The organism is Termitidicoccus mucosus (genome assembly GCF_038725785.1).
Lineage (GTDB): Bacteria > Verrucomicrobiota > Verrucomicrobiia > Opitutales > Opitutaceae > Termitidicoccus > Termitidicoccus mucosus.
Genome location: NZ_CP109796.1, coordinates 2,756,145 through 2,771,017, shown reverse-complemented (window position 1 = coordinate 2,771,017; position 14,873 = coordinate 2,756,145). Strand labels below are relative to the sequence as shown.

Sequence of the window (14,873 nt, the reverse complement as noted above, 5' to 3'; positions counted from 1 at the left end):
TATTGGATAGGGTTGATGGATATTTTGGCAGGCGAAGGAAATGCGTAGTGCGGGGTGAATTGTGGTTACTTGGCCTCTGCCGCGGCCTTGGCCTGAGCGGCAGCCTCTTTGCGTTCGGCGGAGATACGCCGATATTCCGCCTTTTGGTGGTAATAACCAAGGGCGAAGCGGCCTTGGCCTTCGAGATCAAGGGCGGCGGGAAATTCGTGTCCAAGCGCGGAGGCAATTGCCTCGAAATCCTTGGAGATATTGGTCGCGATGCCACCATCCGTCTTCGAGAGATGATACTGGGCGTTGCGGAAAAGGCGACCCATGACCATTGCTGGTGTGGCGCTGGCGCTGGCGTAATAACGCTCGACCACGCCGGCCTTGACGCCTTCCAAGGCGAGATACTGGAGCCGGTCAAAAACGGCAAAGAGACGCCCGCAGAGATAGGCGGGGTCGCGGGATTCGGTATTCAGTTCGGCTGTCATGGTGTGATTTTCCTTTTGGTTTCGGGTTGTGATTGAACGAAGCAGGCAGGCCTTGATGAGGGCGAGACGGGCAGGAGAGAGTTTGTCCTCTTCGATCTGCTGACGACGAAGCGCGGCTGCCAAAGCCGTTTGCGGGAGCGGCGTATTGCGGAGCGCGGAATGAAGAAGTTGGACGGGGATTTGCGGGGCGAGTTCGTCGAGTTTGTCGCGAACGAGTCCGTAAAGAAGCGCGCCAAATTTGAAGTTGTTGCGCGTTTCCATGCCGTCAGGATTCACCAAAGTGAGATCGCGAAACCAGGCTGCGATGCTTTGCTCGACTTCGGGCACGGTGGTTTCGATCCAATCGCGGACAACAATGCGCGCTCCGTTTCCGGTGAGCCCGGCGCAATAATAGGCGTTGGCATCGAGATCGGAGTATTGCCGTCCCGTTTTTGGCGACAGGAGAAGTTGCGCGATCGCATTGGCGTCCGGCGTGTGGAGCAGATCAATGGGATCGGTCTGATTGAGCGCATTCCGGGTCCAGTGGATATAAACCGTGCCGTTGAAAACGAGCCCTTGCGCACGGCTTTTTTCGATACGCTCATTGAGTGCAGAGCGGATTTTCAACTCGGCATTGGGAGAAAGCGCAGCGTTTTGCGCCTGGTTAAGGCCGTAGGAGCAAAACGCATCCTTATCGAAGCTGATGAGGTTGGTGCCGGTGGCCAATCCGCCGGGGACTCCCTTGATTTTCTCCGTGGTATCCAGAATTTCACTCAGCTCGCCTGTCGCAATGCAAATGCGCTCAGAGCGTTTGTTGGCGCCGGAAGCGGCCGCAGCCTGACGGCGCGTCCGCCAGAACTTTTTCAGAGCCAGAAATTCAAGAATAATGGAATCGCCGACTTTGAATGTAACGTTTTCCGTCGGCTTCGCCTTCAGGCTACTGAATTGTTCGCGAAGAGAAGCGAGAGCGTCTTCGTCATCGAGAAAGGTCTTGATCGCGCGCAACGCCGCAGTGGACGGAGCAGCTTCAGGGTCATCGGCGCAAGCAGCGGCTGCTTCGGAAAGGAGGCTTTTGAAATAAGCGTGCTGGACGCGGCGAGCTGCGACTTTGGACTCCGTTGCTTTGGGATCGGGAAGCAAAATAGCCCGCTCAAGCGTATCGCAAAGGAAATGGGACTTGGTGCCTTGATTGAGTTCGTTGGGGGAAGTGAACGGACGAAGCATTGGCTTGGGGCGTGGTTTCTTCGCCGAGGGATCTTCAGAAAGCGGAATGGGATTGCCGGCAAGCTTTCCATCCGAGCCGAGGGGAATAAGCCAGCGCACGGCGACCGTTTCGAAATCGGCATCACCAAGATTCTCGCGTTCCGCATAAGCGATGAGAGCCTGAAGCATCATGCGACACCTCCTTTTTGGGAATCGGTGGAGGTGGCCGTTGTCGTAGCCGCTGTGAGCTGACGGCGAACTTCACTCCACGATGGAATCGTGACGACACCGTTTTTGAGCGCAGCCGGGAAAAAGGTAATCCGGGGATTGGTTTTCTCGATTTTTCCGGGGCGTTGGTTTTTCGACACATCCAAGTCGAACACATCGTAGAGCATGAGGCCGAGATCCGAGTCGGGATTGATCCCGGACGGAACGCTCATCGCGCTTGCATCCGTGAGTTCGAAGTGTGCCGGAAATTCACGACAACCGAAGCACGGCTGGGCAAAGCACTGGCCTTTCTCGGCACGGCGCTGGAACATGCCGAGGTATTTTCCCACGTTGTCGTCGCCCTGTGGTTCATCGGACGCATGAGGAGCGCGGCGCGGCTGGCCAGCCAGCGCCGTAAGTTCAATGGACGCCTCGATCACATAGGACACGTCGCGAAGCGCGAGCGTGTTGCGCTGGGTGCGGTCTTCGTCGGCGAGGAGCGGAGCCGGGTTACGTGTGGAAAGGCGGGATTTCACCTCGTTTCGCCGAAAGGCGAGGAACCGAATTGGCCTCTGGACGGCAATGCGATGGATGCGCCAGCGAAATTGGGGTTTATAGAGAATGGCTTCAAGGAGCCCGCGGGCTGCGGAGGGCGTGATGACCGGGTAACTGACACGCTCCACTTTCATCTCTGGCCGAGTAAAGCAGGCGAGGTCACCCCATGTGCGGAGGTAGATAGGCATTGGTGATAAATATCTATTGGTTAATCAGAGGAAGCTCCATGGTTGTTTTTGAAAATGCAGGATCATAAGTAGAAATCCTCACCTTCGGCATGACAGGCTCCGAGGTGTTCGTCGTAGTTGGCTGCCCAAAACCATTTTTCGACATTTTGGGATTCAAGAGCCGTGGCGACATACCCCTTTGCCTTGGCGTCAAGAAATTCGCCGTGCTCGTAGAGATTGACGGAATAGTGCTGGGTTTCGCGCCACTCGTCCGTGCTCAGGTGTTTTTCCCGGCGCAATTTTTCGATGATTTCCTGGCCGCGTTTCCACTGCACGAGGACACTGCGAGTGTTGGCATCAACCAAACGGCAAGCCGCGTCGGCGGCAGGGAAATCGAGCTTTGCCGACGCGGCATAAACAGGATCGGCGGCGGCGGAATCGCGTCCGGTGAGTTTGTAGAGTTCGGCAAAATAATCGGCATAGAATTGCGGGAGGTGGAGGCGGTCTTCCGCATCGGGGTATCGCTTGAGAAAAGCAAGCGTGGCGGCAGTGGCGGTTTCGTAGGCGCCTGGCGGGATGCCGCCCTCGACCGCGTGAAAAACGATGACGGAGCAGCGTCCCGGGCGGCGTCCCTCCCGGTTGCAGCGCCCGGCGGTTTGGATGATGGAGTCGAGCGGGCCGAGTGCGCGGTAGGCGATGGGGAAATCCACGTCAACGCCGGCCTCGATGAGCTGCGTGGAGACAAGGATGCAGGATGGTTTTGCGGTATTATCCGGATGCAGGCGGCGACGCACCTCGGCGAGCACCTGCCGGCGGTGCGCGGGGCACATGCGCGAGGAAAGGTGGAGAATCGCGCCGGGCGCGGCAGTTTTTTTTAGAATACGAAACAGGGCGCGGGCATCCTTGGTGGTGTTGAGGACGCAGAGGGCTTGCTGGTGCGGGGCGTTGAGAAGCTCCCCCGCAAGTTCGCTCCATGTGTATGAAACGGCAGGCGCTTCGGGCGTCGTGGGAAGCTGAATACGAGTGCGCCGGAGCGTTTCCGAAAGGGCGTTGGCATCGGCTTCGATCGGGGTGGGGTTCCAGCCAAAGGGCAGCGCGTTTTTAGCGGAGGCGAAGGCGGGCTGGGTCGCGGTCATGAAGACCGCCGTGCTGCCATAGGGGGCGCCGGTCAGGAGACTGACGCCGGAAAGGAGCGAGGGGACGAGGTTGTGCGGGAGCGTTTGGACTTCATCAAAGAGAATGACGGAGCGGGCAATGTTGTGGAGTTTGCGGCAATCGCTGGTGCGACTCGCAAAGAGGCTCTCGAAAAACCGGACGCTGGTGGTGACGATCAGCGGGGCGTCCCAGTTTTCTTGCGCGAGGCGGGCGCGCCGTGTGCGTTCATCCTCGGCATCGCGGTCGTGTTGAGGGGCGTTGCTCTCAAGCTCGCGCGGAGCGACGGCGCTGTGGTGCTCAAGGATGTAACCGGGTCCAAATTGGGCTCCGAAAAGTTTGCGGAAAACATCGGCGGTTTGCTCGATGATGCTGGTGTAGGGGATGACGACGATGATGCGGCGGAGACGGCACGCGTCGTCGGTCGCAAGGGGTTTGTTGTGCAGCTCAATGTGCCGGAGCGCGAACGCGAGCGAGGAGAGGGTTTTGCCGCTGCCGGTGGGCGCAGTGATAGTAAAGAGGCCGGGAGGGCAGGCGGCTTTCTGGAGGCAGTTGTCGAGGAGTTCGCGGCGGAGGCGGTTGACTTCGCCGTCGGCCGGTTTTGCGCGGAGTTCGGCGAGAAGGATTTCGAGGGCTCGGGGCGCGTTGAGGAAGTCGTGATTCGGAGCGTGCGAAAAAGCTGGCCGCCTGGCGGCTTGGGCGGGATCGAAATGCCGCTCCGTGTCGAGAAAATCGGCGTCCACCAGGCAACTGAAAAGCATGCGGGCGCGGAAGGCCGTTTCGAATACGCGATTAGCCTCGGTCAGCGCGGGCAACGGCTGGGCCGAAATGTTCGGAATCGTAATGCCATCGTTGGTGAGGTGTTTAAGGAGGTCCTCAACGGACTCTGGACAGCCTCCGGTGAGTGCGGAACGAGTGACGGGTGAATTGAATTTTTTGAGGGATTGCTGCAGCGAGGCGCGTATGCCGGCGACGTCATTTTGGAATGAAGGTAGCCCCGTGTGGTGACCATCTATCAGGAAGGAGAGGAGTGGATGGCTGGAGGCGTAGGCCGCAAATGCGCCGGAAATCCAATGGTTGATGCCATGGATGTGAGCAGGGTCGTGAAGGCGGGCTTGAAAGCGCTCGGCGTACTTTCCCAAATCGTGAAGCAGTCCTGCGAGCCGTGCGATATCAGCGAGGCCGAAGGCGGCGGCAAACTGGGCGGCGAGCTTGGCGACGGCCTCAAGATGTTCGCGAAGCAATTGCCATTTGCCAGAGCCTTCCGGAAGTTGGCTGTCCGGGTCATTTGGATCGCTGGCGGTATGGGCGTAATAAGGCATGGGGTTGCCTAAATTTTGGCGATGTTTAGCACAATCGACTTATTCAGTCCAGATCTGAGCAGGGATGAGAATACTATTCCGTTCGGACTGTAAACTCCTCTGGTAGCTGGCTTGTGCGGGGCGGGCGATTTGCCTCGGCTGGTTTGGAGCCATCGGATTGAACCGCGTTGTCGCGTTTCGCTGACGGCTCCCTGTGTTTTCTCCGCCATCATCGCGTTTCCTCACCTTTCATCATCCTATTTTCATCACATGACTTCCGACATTTCCACCGGCTCCTTCACGCTGCCCGGCGAAGCCGGCTTCGAACAGCTCACGCTGCGCCTCGCAAAAAAGTGGGGCGCCGACACCATCCGCGACTCCGACGGCACCCAGCTTTCGCCCGAGATCGTCCAGTCGGGCTATGCCATCTATTCGACCGTCTGCCTTGTCCGCTCCGTGCAGCCTTGGGCGCGCACGCATCGCGACAAGCTCCAGCAGAATTTTCTCATGAGCCGGCCCGTCGTCGCCGCAAAAAGCTCCGTGACCGTCACGCTGCTCGACGGCTACTACACCGAGCAGTTCGCAGTGAATTTCAAGGACTCGCCCAAGCAGTGGTGGCAGGTGTTCGACCGCACCACGGGTGATGAGGTCCCGAAATCGAAGTGGTCGGTGAATCCGCGCAAGGGCGCCGTCACCATCACCGGCGCGTATCCGGGACATCGATACACGGTCAACTTCCTCGCGTTTCGCATCTGGGAGGAGATCTCGATGTATAATCACCTCACCAATAACTGGGGCGACCGCGAGCACCTCGCCGCGGTCGATCCGATGCAGCCGGAAACGCAAAAGGCGCTGCTCGCGTTCCTCGACGGTTGGCTGCGCGGGCATCCGGACACCAAGGTCGTGCGGTTTACGTCGATGTTTTATAATTTTTCGTGGTTCTGGGGCGCCGACCACAAGCGGCTGCGCGACATCTACTCGGACTGGGGCGACTACGAGATGACCGTCAGCCCGCGCGCGCTGCGGTTGTTCGAGAAAAAACACGGCTACCGGCTGACCTCGGAGGATTTTGTCAACGGCGGTCTTTATAATTCCACTCACAACGCTCCGTCGCGCCGCTACCGCGACTACATGGCGTTCGTGCACGATTTCGTGATCGAATTCGGGCGCAAGTGCATCGACCTCGTCCACCGCCACGGGAAACTCGCCTACGTCTTTTATGACGACCACTGGATCGGCGTGGAGCCGAGCAGCCCGCGCTTCGCGGAGTTTGGTTTCGACGGGCTCATCAAGTGCGTGTTCAACGCCTTCGAGGTGCGGCTGTGCGCGCATTCGCGGGGCGTATCCACAAAAGAACTACGTCTGCATCCCTACCTGTTCCCCACCGGCCTCAAGGGCGAGCCGACTTTCCAAAAGGGCGGTGGCGGCAACCCGACGCTCGATGCGAAGAATTTTTGGATCGACGCGCGCCGCGGCATCGTGCGCGCCCCCATCGACCGCATCGGGCTGGGCGGTTACCTGTCGCTGGTCGAGCCCTGGCCGGATTTCCAGGATTACATCGAGCAGGTGGCGCAGGAGTTCCGCCTGCTGAAATCCTTTCACGCGGGTGACACGCCTTATGTCGCACCCTTCAAGGTCGCCGTGCTCACCGCCTGGGGCGACCTTCGCGCGTGGACCTGCTCCGGGCATTTTATGCAAAACGTCGAGCTTTACCACGTGCTCGAGACGCTGGCGGGTCTGCCGCTCGACGTGCAGTTCATCAGTCTCGACGATGTCGCGGCCAGGGGTGTGCCGCGCGGCGTGCGGGCGATCATCAACTGCGGCCGCGCCGGCACGGCGTGGAGCGGCGGGCATCATTGGGACGACCCGCGGGTCGAGGCGGCGCTGGCCGAATGGGTGCGCAAGGGCGGCGGCTTCGTCGGCATTGCCGAGCCGTCGGCGCGTCCGCAGCCGGGGCAGAATTTCCGCCTCGCGCAAGTGCTCGGGCTCGACCGCGACAACGGCGAGCGTCTGGCCAACGGCAGCTACAACTACGACGCGCCCGCCGCCGGCGCGGCGGCACCCCACTTCATCACCGCCGACCTGGCGGACGGCAGGGCGCCCGATCTCGGCAAGGGCGTGGACGGCATTTATGTGCTGGGCGGCGGCACGCAGGTGCTGGCCGACGGCGACGGTTCGCCGCGTCTCGCCACGCATGTCTTCGGCAAGGGCCGCGCGGTGTATTTAAGCGGATTTAAGTTCAGCCATGAAAACACGCGGCTGCTGCATCGGGCGCTCTTCTGGGCGGCGGCGGACGAGGCTGCGTGGGGCGCCTGGCATGCGGAGAACTTTTATACCGAATGCTCGTGGTTTCCGAAGAAGAAAAAGCTCGTGGTGATCAACAATGCGGGCACGCCGCAGACCACAAGGGTGACCTTGGGCGACGGCAGGACCGCGCTGCCGGTCGGGCTCGACGCCCACGGAATCGCGATTCTCGATGTGTGAGACGTGGTTTTGTTTTTTTAATCACGGAAGCGCGGAAGGACGAAAAGGCGGAATATTATAAATAGGGTTCGTCGCTGTTTCCGATGCCTATTGCAGGAACTTTTTTGTCTCTCACAAAGGCACGAAGGCACAAAGAGGGAAGGGGGAGGATTTCCCATTCCTTTGTGCCTTCGTGCCTTTGTGAGAACAATTTCTCCCTCATGACTCCTCCCGGACATTGAAAATAGACAGGCATCAATATAGTTTTTCCTGGGTTTCCGCTTTTCCGCGCTTCCGCGATTAAAATCTCCTGCAAAAAATGGGATGCAGGTGTCACAAACCGCGCATGAACTCGAAGATTTTGTCGTTGTGGGAGGGAAGGTGTTCGTGCGCGAAGTCGGGGTAGATTTCCATGCGTTTGCGCGACTTGATCTTGTTGTAGGCGGCAAACTGGGTCGAGGGCGGACAGATGGTGTCCATCAGGCCGGTCGCCATGAGCACCTCGGCCTTGATGCGCGGGGCGAGGTATTGGCAATCTATATAACCGAGCTTGGTGAATATTTCTTTTTCCCGCGCGTGCGTCGGGTCGAAGAGCCGGAAGTAGGCGCGGAGTTCCTCGTAGGCATCCTTGGCGAGGTCCATGTCCCAGACGCGGCGGTAGTCGCAGAGGAAGGGGAAGACGGGCGCGGCCCGCTTGATGCGCGGCTCGAGCGCGGCGCAGGCGAGCGTGAGGCCGCCGCCTTGCGAGCCGCCGGTGGCGCCGACGCGGGCCGGGTCCACCCCGGGCATCGCCATGACGACGCGGGCGAGCTGGGCCGTATCCAGAAATATGTTACGGAAGAGGAGCTTTTGCGGATCGGGGTCGCCGAGGCCGCGGATGATCTGGCCGCGGTGGGTGTTGCCTTTCACGCCGCCGGTGTCCTCGGAGCGCCCGCCCTGCCCGCGGCAGTCGAGCGCGGCGACGCAGAAACCCTGGCTCACGTAGGCGAGCTTGTCGGTCCAGTCGCCGCTGTGCCCGCTGTAGCCGTGAAAGATAAGGAGGGCGGGGTGGCGCGGCGCGGCGGCCTTGCGCGCGGCGGCGGTTTTAGGGCGAAGGTATTTGGCGTAAACGCGCGCGCCGGCGGTGCCGTTGAACCAGAGGTCGAAGCACTCGGCGCCATGCGGGTTGATGGCGGTGCTGGGCACGAGTTCGGCCTGCGGCGGGGTGGCGTCGAGCTCGGCCAGCGCGGCGCGCCAGTAGGCGTCGAAGTCGGCGGGGCGCGGATTGACGCCGCGATATTTTTTGAGTTCGGAAAGCGGTTTGTCGAATATGGGCATGGCGGAGAAAGAGTTGAAGGATTGAAGGGGGCGGGCGGTGGTTGCGAACCGAAAAATGGCTTTTGGACGCGGCCGGGCGGAAAAGATCGCATACAGTGGCGTACGGGAAATAGCTGGCGATGATGCGCGGGCGCGCGATAATGGGCGGCATGAAGGTCGCATTCATTAGCGGGACGAGCATGATGAACTCAGCCTTGTTCACCGATTGGGGGCAGGGGGCGGCGGTCGAGACGACATGGGGACGGGTTTCCTATCGCAAGCGCGGCGGGCACGTGATCATCAACCGGCACGGCGAGGGTGCGCAAAAGCCGCCGCACGCCATCAACCATCGCGCCAACATCCGCGCGCTGGCCGACCTCGGTTTTACCGACGTGGTGTCGGTCAACTCGGTCGGCTCGCTGCGGCTCAACCTGCCGCCGGGCACGCTGGTGTCGTGCGCGGACTACGTGTGCCTGCAAGACGGGCCGGCGACGTTTTTCGACGATGAACTGCGCGGCGGCTCGCCCGGCATCGCCAACAATCTCATCCCGATGCTCACGGAAAAGCTCGCGCCGGAGTTCGTCGTGCACACCGGGAAAATCTACGTGCAGATGCGCGGGCCGCGCTTCGAGACGCGCGCCGAGGTGCGCATCCTCCGCGAGTGGGGCGACGTGGTCGGCATGACGGCGGCGCATGAAGCCGACTTGTGCGCGGAAACCGGCCTGCGCTACAACTCGCTCGCCATCGTGGACAACTACGCCAACGGGCTTGAGGGCGCGGCGGGGATCGACTTCGAACGGTTCAAGGAACTCGTGCGGGAAAATCAGGCGCGGGTGGACCGGCTTTTCACGCGGCTGCTGGAGATTCTGGGCTGATCTTTTAACCGCGAAGGGCGCGAAGAAAAACTGCGTGGGACCAAGGGCTTCTCTGATTCGCAAGATTGCCATCAAAGACGTCTTTTCTTTGCATCCGGCATGCTCTTCGTGGTCAGTTAATACCATCATCCAACACAAATTATCATATGAAATCACAAAGCATCGGGGTCATCGGGCTGGGCATCATCGGCGGCGTCTGGGCGCGGCATTATCACGAGGCGGGCGTGCTCGCGGGCGCGTGGAACCGCACGGCGAAGCCGGATTTCCCGAAATGGCTGCCGACCGCGGAGGTGGTGGCGCGCGCGGCCGACGTGGTCCAGATCGTCGTGGCCGACCCGCCCGCCGTGCGCGGCATCATCGAGCAGATCTCGCCCGCGCTGGCGCAGGGCAAGATCGTCGTGCAATCGAGCACGATCGACCCGGCGGGCAGCAGCGAGTTCAAGTCGCTGGTCGAGGCGCGCGGCGCGCGCTACCTGGAGGCGCCGTTCACCGGCAGCAAGCCGGCGGCGGAGCAGAAAAAATCGGTGTTTTACCTCGGCGGCGCGGAGGAACTGGTCCGCGCGGTGGAGCCGTTGCTGTCGCTGATTTCCGAGGCGCGTTACCACATCGGCGACAACCGGCAGGCGACCACGCTCAAGCTCGCGATGAACCTGAACATTTCCGCGCAGATGCAGGCGCTGGCCGAGGCGCTCACGATGGTGCGCCGCTCCGGCGTGAGCGACGACGTGTTTTTCACCGCGATCAAGAAGAACGTGAGCTGCTCGGGGCTGACCTTGCTGAAGGAGCCGAAGCTGCGCGCGGGCGAGTTTTCGCCGCAGTTTTCGGTGAAGCACATGCTCAAGGACATGCGCCTCGCGTCGCGGACCCAGGGTTGCGAGGATTTCCCGGTGCTCGACACCGTGCGCGAATGCCTGTGGCACGCCGATCAGGCCGGTTATGCCGACGAGGACTTCGCGGCGCTGATCAAGTTGCTGGGGTAGGGCCTTCCCAATCTTTCCTCTTTATTCTTTCTCTTTCCTCTTTCTCTCAAAAAACGAAAAAGGCTTCGCCGCGGGAGAAAGAAGAAAGATAAAGAGGAAAGAGAAAGCAGTCGGCTTTGCCGGTTCGGAGGGAGGAGGGGGAAGGATCAGGCGCCCCCGAAATGCCGCAGGGCAAAGGCCGCGGCGTGCAGCACGCCGCAGGTCGCGAGGGCGGCGGCGGTGTCGTCGATGGTCACGCCCCAGCCGCCGGGAAGGTCCTGGAGTTTTTTGATGCCGAAGGGCTTCGCGATGTCGAAGAGCCGGAAGAGCGCGAAGGCCGCGACATACACGCCCCAAGGCGCGGCCCACGCGGGCAGCGAGCCGGCGATAAGCGGCCAGCCGAGAAAACACAGCGGCATCGCGACAAATTCGTCGAGCACGACGTCGCCGGGATCGCGTTTGCCGAGGCGAAACTCGGCCTCGCCGCACACCGCCACGGAAAACCAGATGCCGAGCAGGCAGAGCACCACGGCCGCGAGCGGATGCAGGTAGTGAAACACCAGCAACTGGAGCCCCAGCCCCGCCACCGAGCCCCAGGTGCCGGGGGCCTTGCGCGCGCGGCCAAACGGACCCACGCGGGCGAGCGCGAGCACGACGGGAGTGGGCAAAAAACGCGGCCAGAGAGGTTGCCTGATGCTCATGAGAGGGCCGCCGCTGCGCGGCCAGTTTAAGTTTAAAGGTGAAGTTGAAGACTCCGGCTGCGCGGAGGCGCTGAGAAATGCGAAGCCATGGACTGCGCAGCGTTGCGGCTTGAACTTAAACTTTCAACTTCAACTTAAACTTTGAACTTGAACCGGCGCCCGAAGCGCGCCCGTCATTCGTCGAGCACATGGCGGTATTTCCGCAGGTAGTTGATGCCGGAGTTGACCGCGAGGACGGTCGCCACGACGAAGAGGTAGATGCCGATATCGTGGATGATGTCATAATAGTCGGTGACGGAAAACGGCAGGAAACGCGCGAGGTCGCGCTCGAGCATCGGCACGAAGAGCAGGAAGCCCACCGCGACGAGCTGGATGGAGGTTTTCACCTTGCCGCCGCGTTCCGCCGCCACGACCACGCCCTTGGTCGCGGCCACCATGCGCATGCCGCTCACGAGAAACTCGCGGCAGAGCGTGAGCAGCACCATCACGAGAAACAGCACCGAGTCGTATTGCTCGACGAAGGCGACCATCAGGCCGATGACGAGAATCTTGTCGGTGATGGCGTCCATGAACTTTCCGAAGTTCGAGACGAGTTTCTGGCGCCGGGCCAGATAGCCGTCGAGCCAGTCGCTCACGCCGGTCGCCACAAACACCACAAACGCGAGCGTGGCCGAGCCCGGCCACTTGCAATACATCAGCCACACGATGAAAAACATCAGCGGGATGCGCGAGATGGTGAGGAGGTTGGGCAGGTTGAGTTTCATGCGCGGGCGGGAAGGTTGCCTGAAGACGCCGGAAACAACCTCGTCAGGGAGATGGTGATAAAATTCGTGCTCATGAGTTGCTTTTCTCGCCGGTGTGCGGCAAAGACGCCTGACACCGTTTAAGATTACCAAGATTCAATCAAGAACCCTTTGTTCCCAAACCCGCTCCGATGCGCCATTGCATTTATCCCGGCACCTTTGATCCCGTCACTTACGGACATCTCGACGTCCTCTCGCGCGCCGCGCGCCTGTTTGACCACGTGACCGTGGCCGTCGCGCACAACCCCGGCAAGGGGCCGCTTTTCAGCCCGGAGGAGCGCATGGCGATGTTTCTGCCCAACATCAAGGACCTGCCCAACGTGTCGGTGACGAGGTTCGACGGCCTGCTGGTGGATTTTGCGATGGAGCAAAAGGCGAACGCCATCATCCGCGGCCTGCGCGCGCTGTCGGATTTCGAGTTCGAGTTTAACATGGCTTTGATGAATCGACACTTAAAGCCGGAGATTGAGACACTCTTTGTGATGCCGCGCGGGGCCTACAGCTTCACGAGCTCGAATCTCGTCAAGCAAGTGGCTCGTTACGATGGAGATGTGTCGCATTTTGTCCCGCCGAACGTGGCCGACGCGCTCAGGCGGGCGTATGCGATAAAGAGGTGACCCGATGAAGCCGTCCCCGTCCGCTCCGGTTTTGCGACGGCTTGAGAAAAACGCCCGCGAGGCGTCGGCCCGGGCTTACGCCCCGTATAGCAAGTTCGCGGTGGGCGCGGCGGTGCTGGCCGGGTCGGGCAAGATCTATGCCGGCTGCAACGTGGAAAACGCCTGCTACGGGCTCGGCATCTGCGCCGAGCGCGCGGCGGTTTTCGCCGCAGTGGCGGCGGGCGAACGCGCGATTCGCTGCGTGGTGATCCACACGCCGACCGCGACTCCCACCGCTCCCTGCGGCGCGTGCCGCCAAGTCATTAACGAATTCGGCCCGGAGGCCCGGGTGGTTTCGGTTTGCGCCGCCGCCGGACGCATCGACACGACGCTGGACAAATTGCTGCCGGGGGCGTTCGGGCCGGGAAATCTGGATTTGTGAGGGATGTCGCGCGGGGCGACGGAGCGGCGGCGTCTCGCCGCCGGACGCGCATCAGCGCGCCAAAGCAGCCCGGGTATCCTGCCCTTTATGCCCTTTACGAAATGAAGTTCGACTTCTGGAGGGCCGAGCTCCTGCGAGGCCGTCGCGGTTAAGCGCACCGTTTTTCGGCGACGGCTGATTTTTAGTCGTAAAGGGCATGAGTTGCGCGGCATGGGCGGGGCCGTTCGTGCCAACCAATCTGGCGAGGCTGCGCCTCGTCCGGCGGCGGAGACGCCGCCGCTCCTGCGCCGAGCCTACACCATCGCCGGCTCGGGCAGTTTCAGCGCGGCGATGCGGGCCATGATGCGTTCGCTGGCGCGCAGGTAGCGTTCCTTGCCGTCCCCGGGATGGTCGTATTCGCCGGGCATCATGGGTTTGCCGTAAACGACCGAGATGGGCGTGCCGGGGCGGAATTTGCCGTCGCGGCCAAAGGCCTGGAATGAGCCGAAAATCCGCGCGGGCAGCACCGGCACATGCGTGCGGCACGCGAGCATGCCGACGCCGGGCTTGGCGCGTTGCAGGCCGCCGTCGGGCGAGCGCGTGCCCTCCGGGAAAAGGATGATGACCTTGCCGTCCTTGATGGCCTGAAGCACGCGTTTGATGGAGTTCACGTCGGAGCCGCCGTCGCGGTCCACGGGGATGGTGCCGACGGTGTCGAGCCACCACGAAGCGAGGCCGGGTTTCCAGAGGGTTTTTCTGGCGAAAAACGAGACCTGGTGCGGGACATGCGCGCCGACGAAGGGCGGGTCGAGGTGGCTGGCGTGGTTCGAGGCCAGCATGAACGGGCCGGATTTCGGGATGTTGTCCTGCCCGTAAACGTCGCCGCGAAAGGCAATGTCATAAAGCACGCGCAGCATGTAGTGGCAGAAGCCATACACGCGATCCATCTCGACCTGGCGAAACTCGTAGCTCATGCGGCGGCGGGCGGGAGGGGCGGGATTTTGACCGCGACAAGCACGGAGATCTTTTCGACGACCTGCGCGAGCGTGAGGTGCGTGCTGTCGATGGCGGTCGCGCCGGGCGGGATGGCGAGCGGGGCGGTTTTGCGCTGGGTGTCGAGGCGGTCGCGTTCGGCGATGGAGTCCTGCTGGCCCTCGAGCGCGCGGCGTCGGGCGCGTTCCTCCGGGTCGGCGTGCAGGAAGAAGCGGAAATCGGCGTCGGGAAAGATCACGGAGCCGATGTCGCGGCCTTCCATGACGAGCCCGCGGAAGCCGTGCCCGCGGGCGACGCCGGCTTGGCCGCGCTGGTAGGCGAGGAGCGCGGCGCGCACGTCCGGGACGGCGGCGAAATGCGAGACGGCGGCATTGACGGCGGGGCTGCGGATTTCGGCGGGATCGACGGTCCGGCCGGCGATTTCCATGCGGGCGGCGCGGCCCTCGACCCGGGTGCCGAGCGCGAGCGCGGCGAGCGCGGCGCGGAGGGCGTCGAGGTTTTCGGGCGCGATGCCGCGGCGGACGAGTTCGGCGGTGATGGCGCGGTAGAACGAGCCGGTGTCAACGTGCAGCAGGTTGAATCGTTCGCTGAGCGCGCGGGCGGTGGAGGATTTGCCGGAGGCCGCGCCGCCGTCGATGGCGATGATGACGAAGGGAAGACTCATGGGAATGCGGATTGCGGAATTCGGAATGAATGAGGCGCTTCCGCGCCGATGACTGAATTTGGATC

13 protein-coding genes are annotated in these 14,873 nt (G+C 61.8%); 5 read left to right on the top strand and 8 right to left on the bottom strand.

The window, feature by feature from the left end; genetic code table 11:
- Positions 1 to 65 precede the first annotated feature (65 nt).
- The 3 genes from cas8c to OH491_RS09650 all read right to left on the bottom strand — a co-directional run bounded on the left by cas8c (position 66) and on the right by OH491_RS09650 (position 5,058).
- Positions 66 to 1,847 (bottom strand): type I-C CRISPR-associated protein Cas8c/Csd1, encoded by a 1,782-nt coding sequence (cas8c, locus tag OH491_RS09660; protein ID WP_068771592.1) that lies wholly within the window; start codon positions 1,845 to 1,847, stop codon positions 66 to 68.
- On the bottom strand, positions 1,844 to 2,605 hold the full coding sequence (cas5c, locus tag OH491_RS09655) for a type I-C CRISPR-associated protein Cas5c (protein ID WP_084442408.1): 762 nt from the start codon (positions 2,603 to 2,605) through the stop codon (positions 1,844 to 1,846). Before cas5c ends, cas8c begins: the two co-directional genes overlap by 4 nt.
- 62 nt (positions 2,606 to 2,667) lie before the next feature.
- Positions 2,668 to 5,058 carry a CRISPR-associated helicase/endonuclease Cas3 gene (locus OH491_RS09650; protein ID WP_068771593.1) on the bottom strand — a complete coding sequence of 797 codons (2,391 nt, stop codon included), beginning with the start codon at positions 5,056 to 5,058 and terminating at the stop codon, positions 2,668 to 2,670.
- Between the two features lie 249 nt (positions 5,059 to 5,307).
- Between OH491_RS09650 and gnpA the strand changes: the two genes are divergently transcribed.
- Positions 5,308 to 7,521, top strand: a complete 2,214-nt coding sequence (gnpA, locus tag OH491_RS09645) for a 1,3-beta-galactosyl-N-acetylhexosamine phosphorylase (protein WP_068771594.1) — start codon at positions 5,308 to 5,310, stop codon at positions 7,519 to 7,521.
- 312 nt (positions 7,522 to 7,833) lie between these two features.
- On the opposite strand, the gene OH491_RS09640 is transcribed toward gnpA, so the two are convergent.
- On the bottom strand, positions 7,834 to 8,817 hold the full coding sequence (locus OH491_RS09640) for an acetylxylan esterase (protein WP_068771595.1): 984 nt from the start codon (positions 8,815 to 8,817) through the stop codon (positions 7,834 to 7,836).
- A 179-nt stretch (positions 8,818 to 8,996) separates the two neighbouring features.
- On the opposite strand from OH491_RS09640, the gene OH491_RS09635 reads away from it, so the two are divergent.
- Both OH491_RS09635 and OH491_RS09630 read left to right on the top strand, forming a co-directional pair.
- A complete protein-coding gene (locus tag OH491_RS09635) occupies positions 8,997 to 9,671 on the top strand; it encodes an MTAP family purine nucleoside phosphorylase (protein WP_334319502.1) in 675 nt (224 codons plus the stop codon).
- Between the two features lie 146 nt (positions 9,672 to 9,817).
- Positions 9,818 to 10,651 (top strand): NAD(P)-dependent oxidoreductase, encoded by an 834-nt coding sequence (locus tag OH491_RS09630; protein WP_068771596.1) that lies wholly within the window; start codon positions 9,818 to 9,820, stop codon positions 10,649 to 10,651.
- 146 nt (positions 10,652 to 10,797) lie between these two features.
- Here OH491_RS09630 and OH491_RS09625 read toward each other — a convergent pair whose 3' ends face one another.
- Positions 10,798 to 11,298, bottom strand: a complete 501-nt coding sequence (locus OH491_RS09625; protein WP_334319503.1) for a phosphatidylglycerophosphatase A — start codon at positions 11,296 to 11,298, stop codon at positions 10,798 to 10,800.
- Positions 11,299 to 11,504: 206 nt separating this feature from the next.
- Positions 11,505 to 12,095, bottom strand: a complete 591-nt coding sequence (gene pgsA / locus OH491_RS09620) for a CDP-diacylglycerol--glycerol-3-phosphate 3-phosphatidyltransferase (protein WP_068771598.1) — start codon at positions 12,093 to 12,095, stop codon at positions 11,505 to 11,507.
- Positions 12,096 to 12,265: 170 nt separating this feature from the next.
- On the opposite strand from pgsA, the gene coaD reads away from it, so the two are divergent.
- Together coaD and OH491_RS09610 are read left to right on the top strand one after the other, a co-directional pair.
- Positions 12,266 to 12,751 (top strand): pantetheine-phosphate adenylyltransferase, encoded by a 486-nt coding sequence (coaD, locus tag OH491_RS09615; protein WP_068771599.1) that lies wholly within the window; start codon positions 12,266 to 12,268, stop codon positions 12,749 to 12,751.
- A 4-nt stretch (positions 12,752 to 12,755) separates the two neighbouring features.
- Positions 12,756 to 13,172 (top strand): cytidine deaminase, encoded by a 417-nt coding sequence (locus tag OH491_RS09610; protein ID WP_068771600.1) that lies wholly within the window; start codon positions 12,756 to 12,758, stop codon positions 13,170 to 13,172.
- 293 nt (positions 13,173 to 13,465) lie between these two features.
- On the opposite strand, the gene OH491_RS09605 is transcribed toward OH491_RS09610, so the two are convergent.
- Together OH491_RS09605 and cmk are read right to left on the bottom strand one after the other, a co-directional pair.
- A complete protein-coding gene (locus OH491_RS09605) occupies positions 13,466 to 14,125 on the bottom strand; it encodes a lysophospholipid acyltransferase family protein (protein WP_334319504.1) in 660 nt (219 codons plus the stop codon).
- Positions 14,122 to 14,808 carry a (d)CMP kinase gene (cmk, locus tag OH491_RS09600; RefSeq protein ID WP_068771601.1) on the bottom strand — a complete coding sequence of 229 codons (687 nt, stop codon included), beginning with the start codon at positions 14,806 to 14,808 and terminating at the stop codon, positions 14,122 to 14,124. Before cmk ends, OH491_RS09605 begins: the two co-directional genes overlap by 4 nt.
- Positions 14,809 to 14,873: the final 65 nt, after the last annotated feature.

What these genes read in the sequence shown, in the direction of transcription:
- cas8c (WP_068771592.1), bottom strand. Translation starts at nt 1,847, where the DNA reads ATGATGCTTCAGGCTCTCATCGCTTATGCGGAACGCGAGAATCTTGGT.
- cas5c (WP_084442408.1), bottom strand. Translation starts at nt 2,605, where the DNA reads ATGCCTATCTACCTCCGCACATGGGGTGACCTCGCCTGCTTTACTCGG.
- OH491_RS09650 (WP_068771593.1), bottom strand. Translation starts at nt 5,058, where the DNA reads ATGCCTTATTACGCCCATACCGCCAGCGATCCAAATGACCCGGACAGC.
- gnpA (WP_068771594.1), top strand. Translation starts at nt 5,308, where the DNA reads ATGACTTCCGACATTTCCACCGGCTCCTTCACGCTGCCCGGCGAAGCC.
- OH491_RS09640 (WP_068771595.1), bottom strand. Translation starts at nt 8,817, where the DNA reads ATGCCCATATTCGACAAACCGCTTTCCGAACTCAAAAAATATCGCGGC.
- OH491_RS09635 (WP_334319502.1), top strand. Translation starts at nt 8,997, where the DNA reads ATGATGAACTCAGCCTTGTTCACCGATTGGGGGCAGGGGGCGGCGGTC.
- OH491_RS09630 (WP_068771596.1), top strand. Translation starts at nt 9,818, where the DNA reads ATGAAATCACAAAGCATCGGGGTCATCGGGCTGGGCATCATCGGCGGC.
- pgsA (WP_068771598.1), bottom strand. Translation starts at nt 12,095, where the DNA reads ATGAAACTCAACCTGCCCAACCTCCTCACCATCTCGCGCATCCCGCTG.
- coaD (WP_068771599.1), top strand. Translation starts at nt 12,266, where the DNA reads ATGCGCCATTGCATTTATCCCGGCACCTTTGATCCCGTCACTTACGGA.
- OH491_RS09610 (WP_068771600.1), top strand. Translation starts at nt 12,756, where the DNA reads ATGAAGCCGTCCCCGTCCGCTCCGGTTTTGCGACGGCTTGAGAAAAAC.
- OH491_RS09605 (WP_334319504.1), bottom strand. Translation starts at nt 14,125, where the DNA reads ATGAGCTACGAGTTTCGCCAGGTCGAGATGGATCGCGTGTATGGCTTC.
- cmk (WP_068771601.1), bottom strand. Translation starts at nt 14,808, where the DNA reads ATGAGTCTTCCCTTCGTCATCATCGCCATCGACGGCGGCGCGGCCTCC.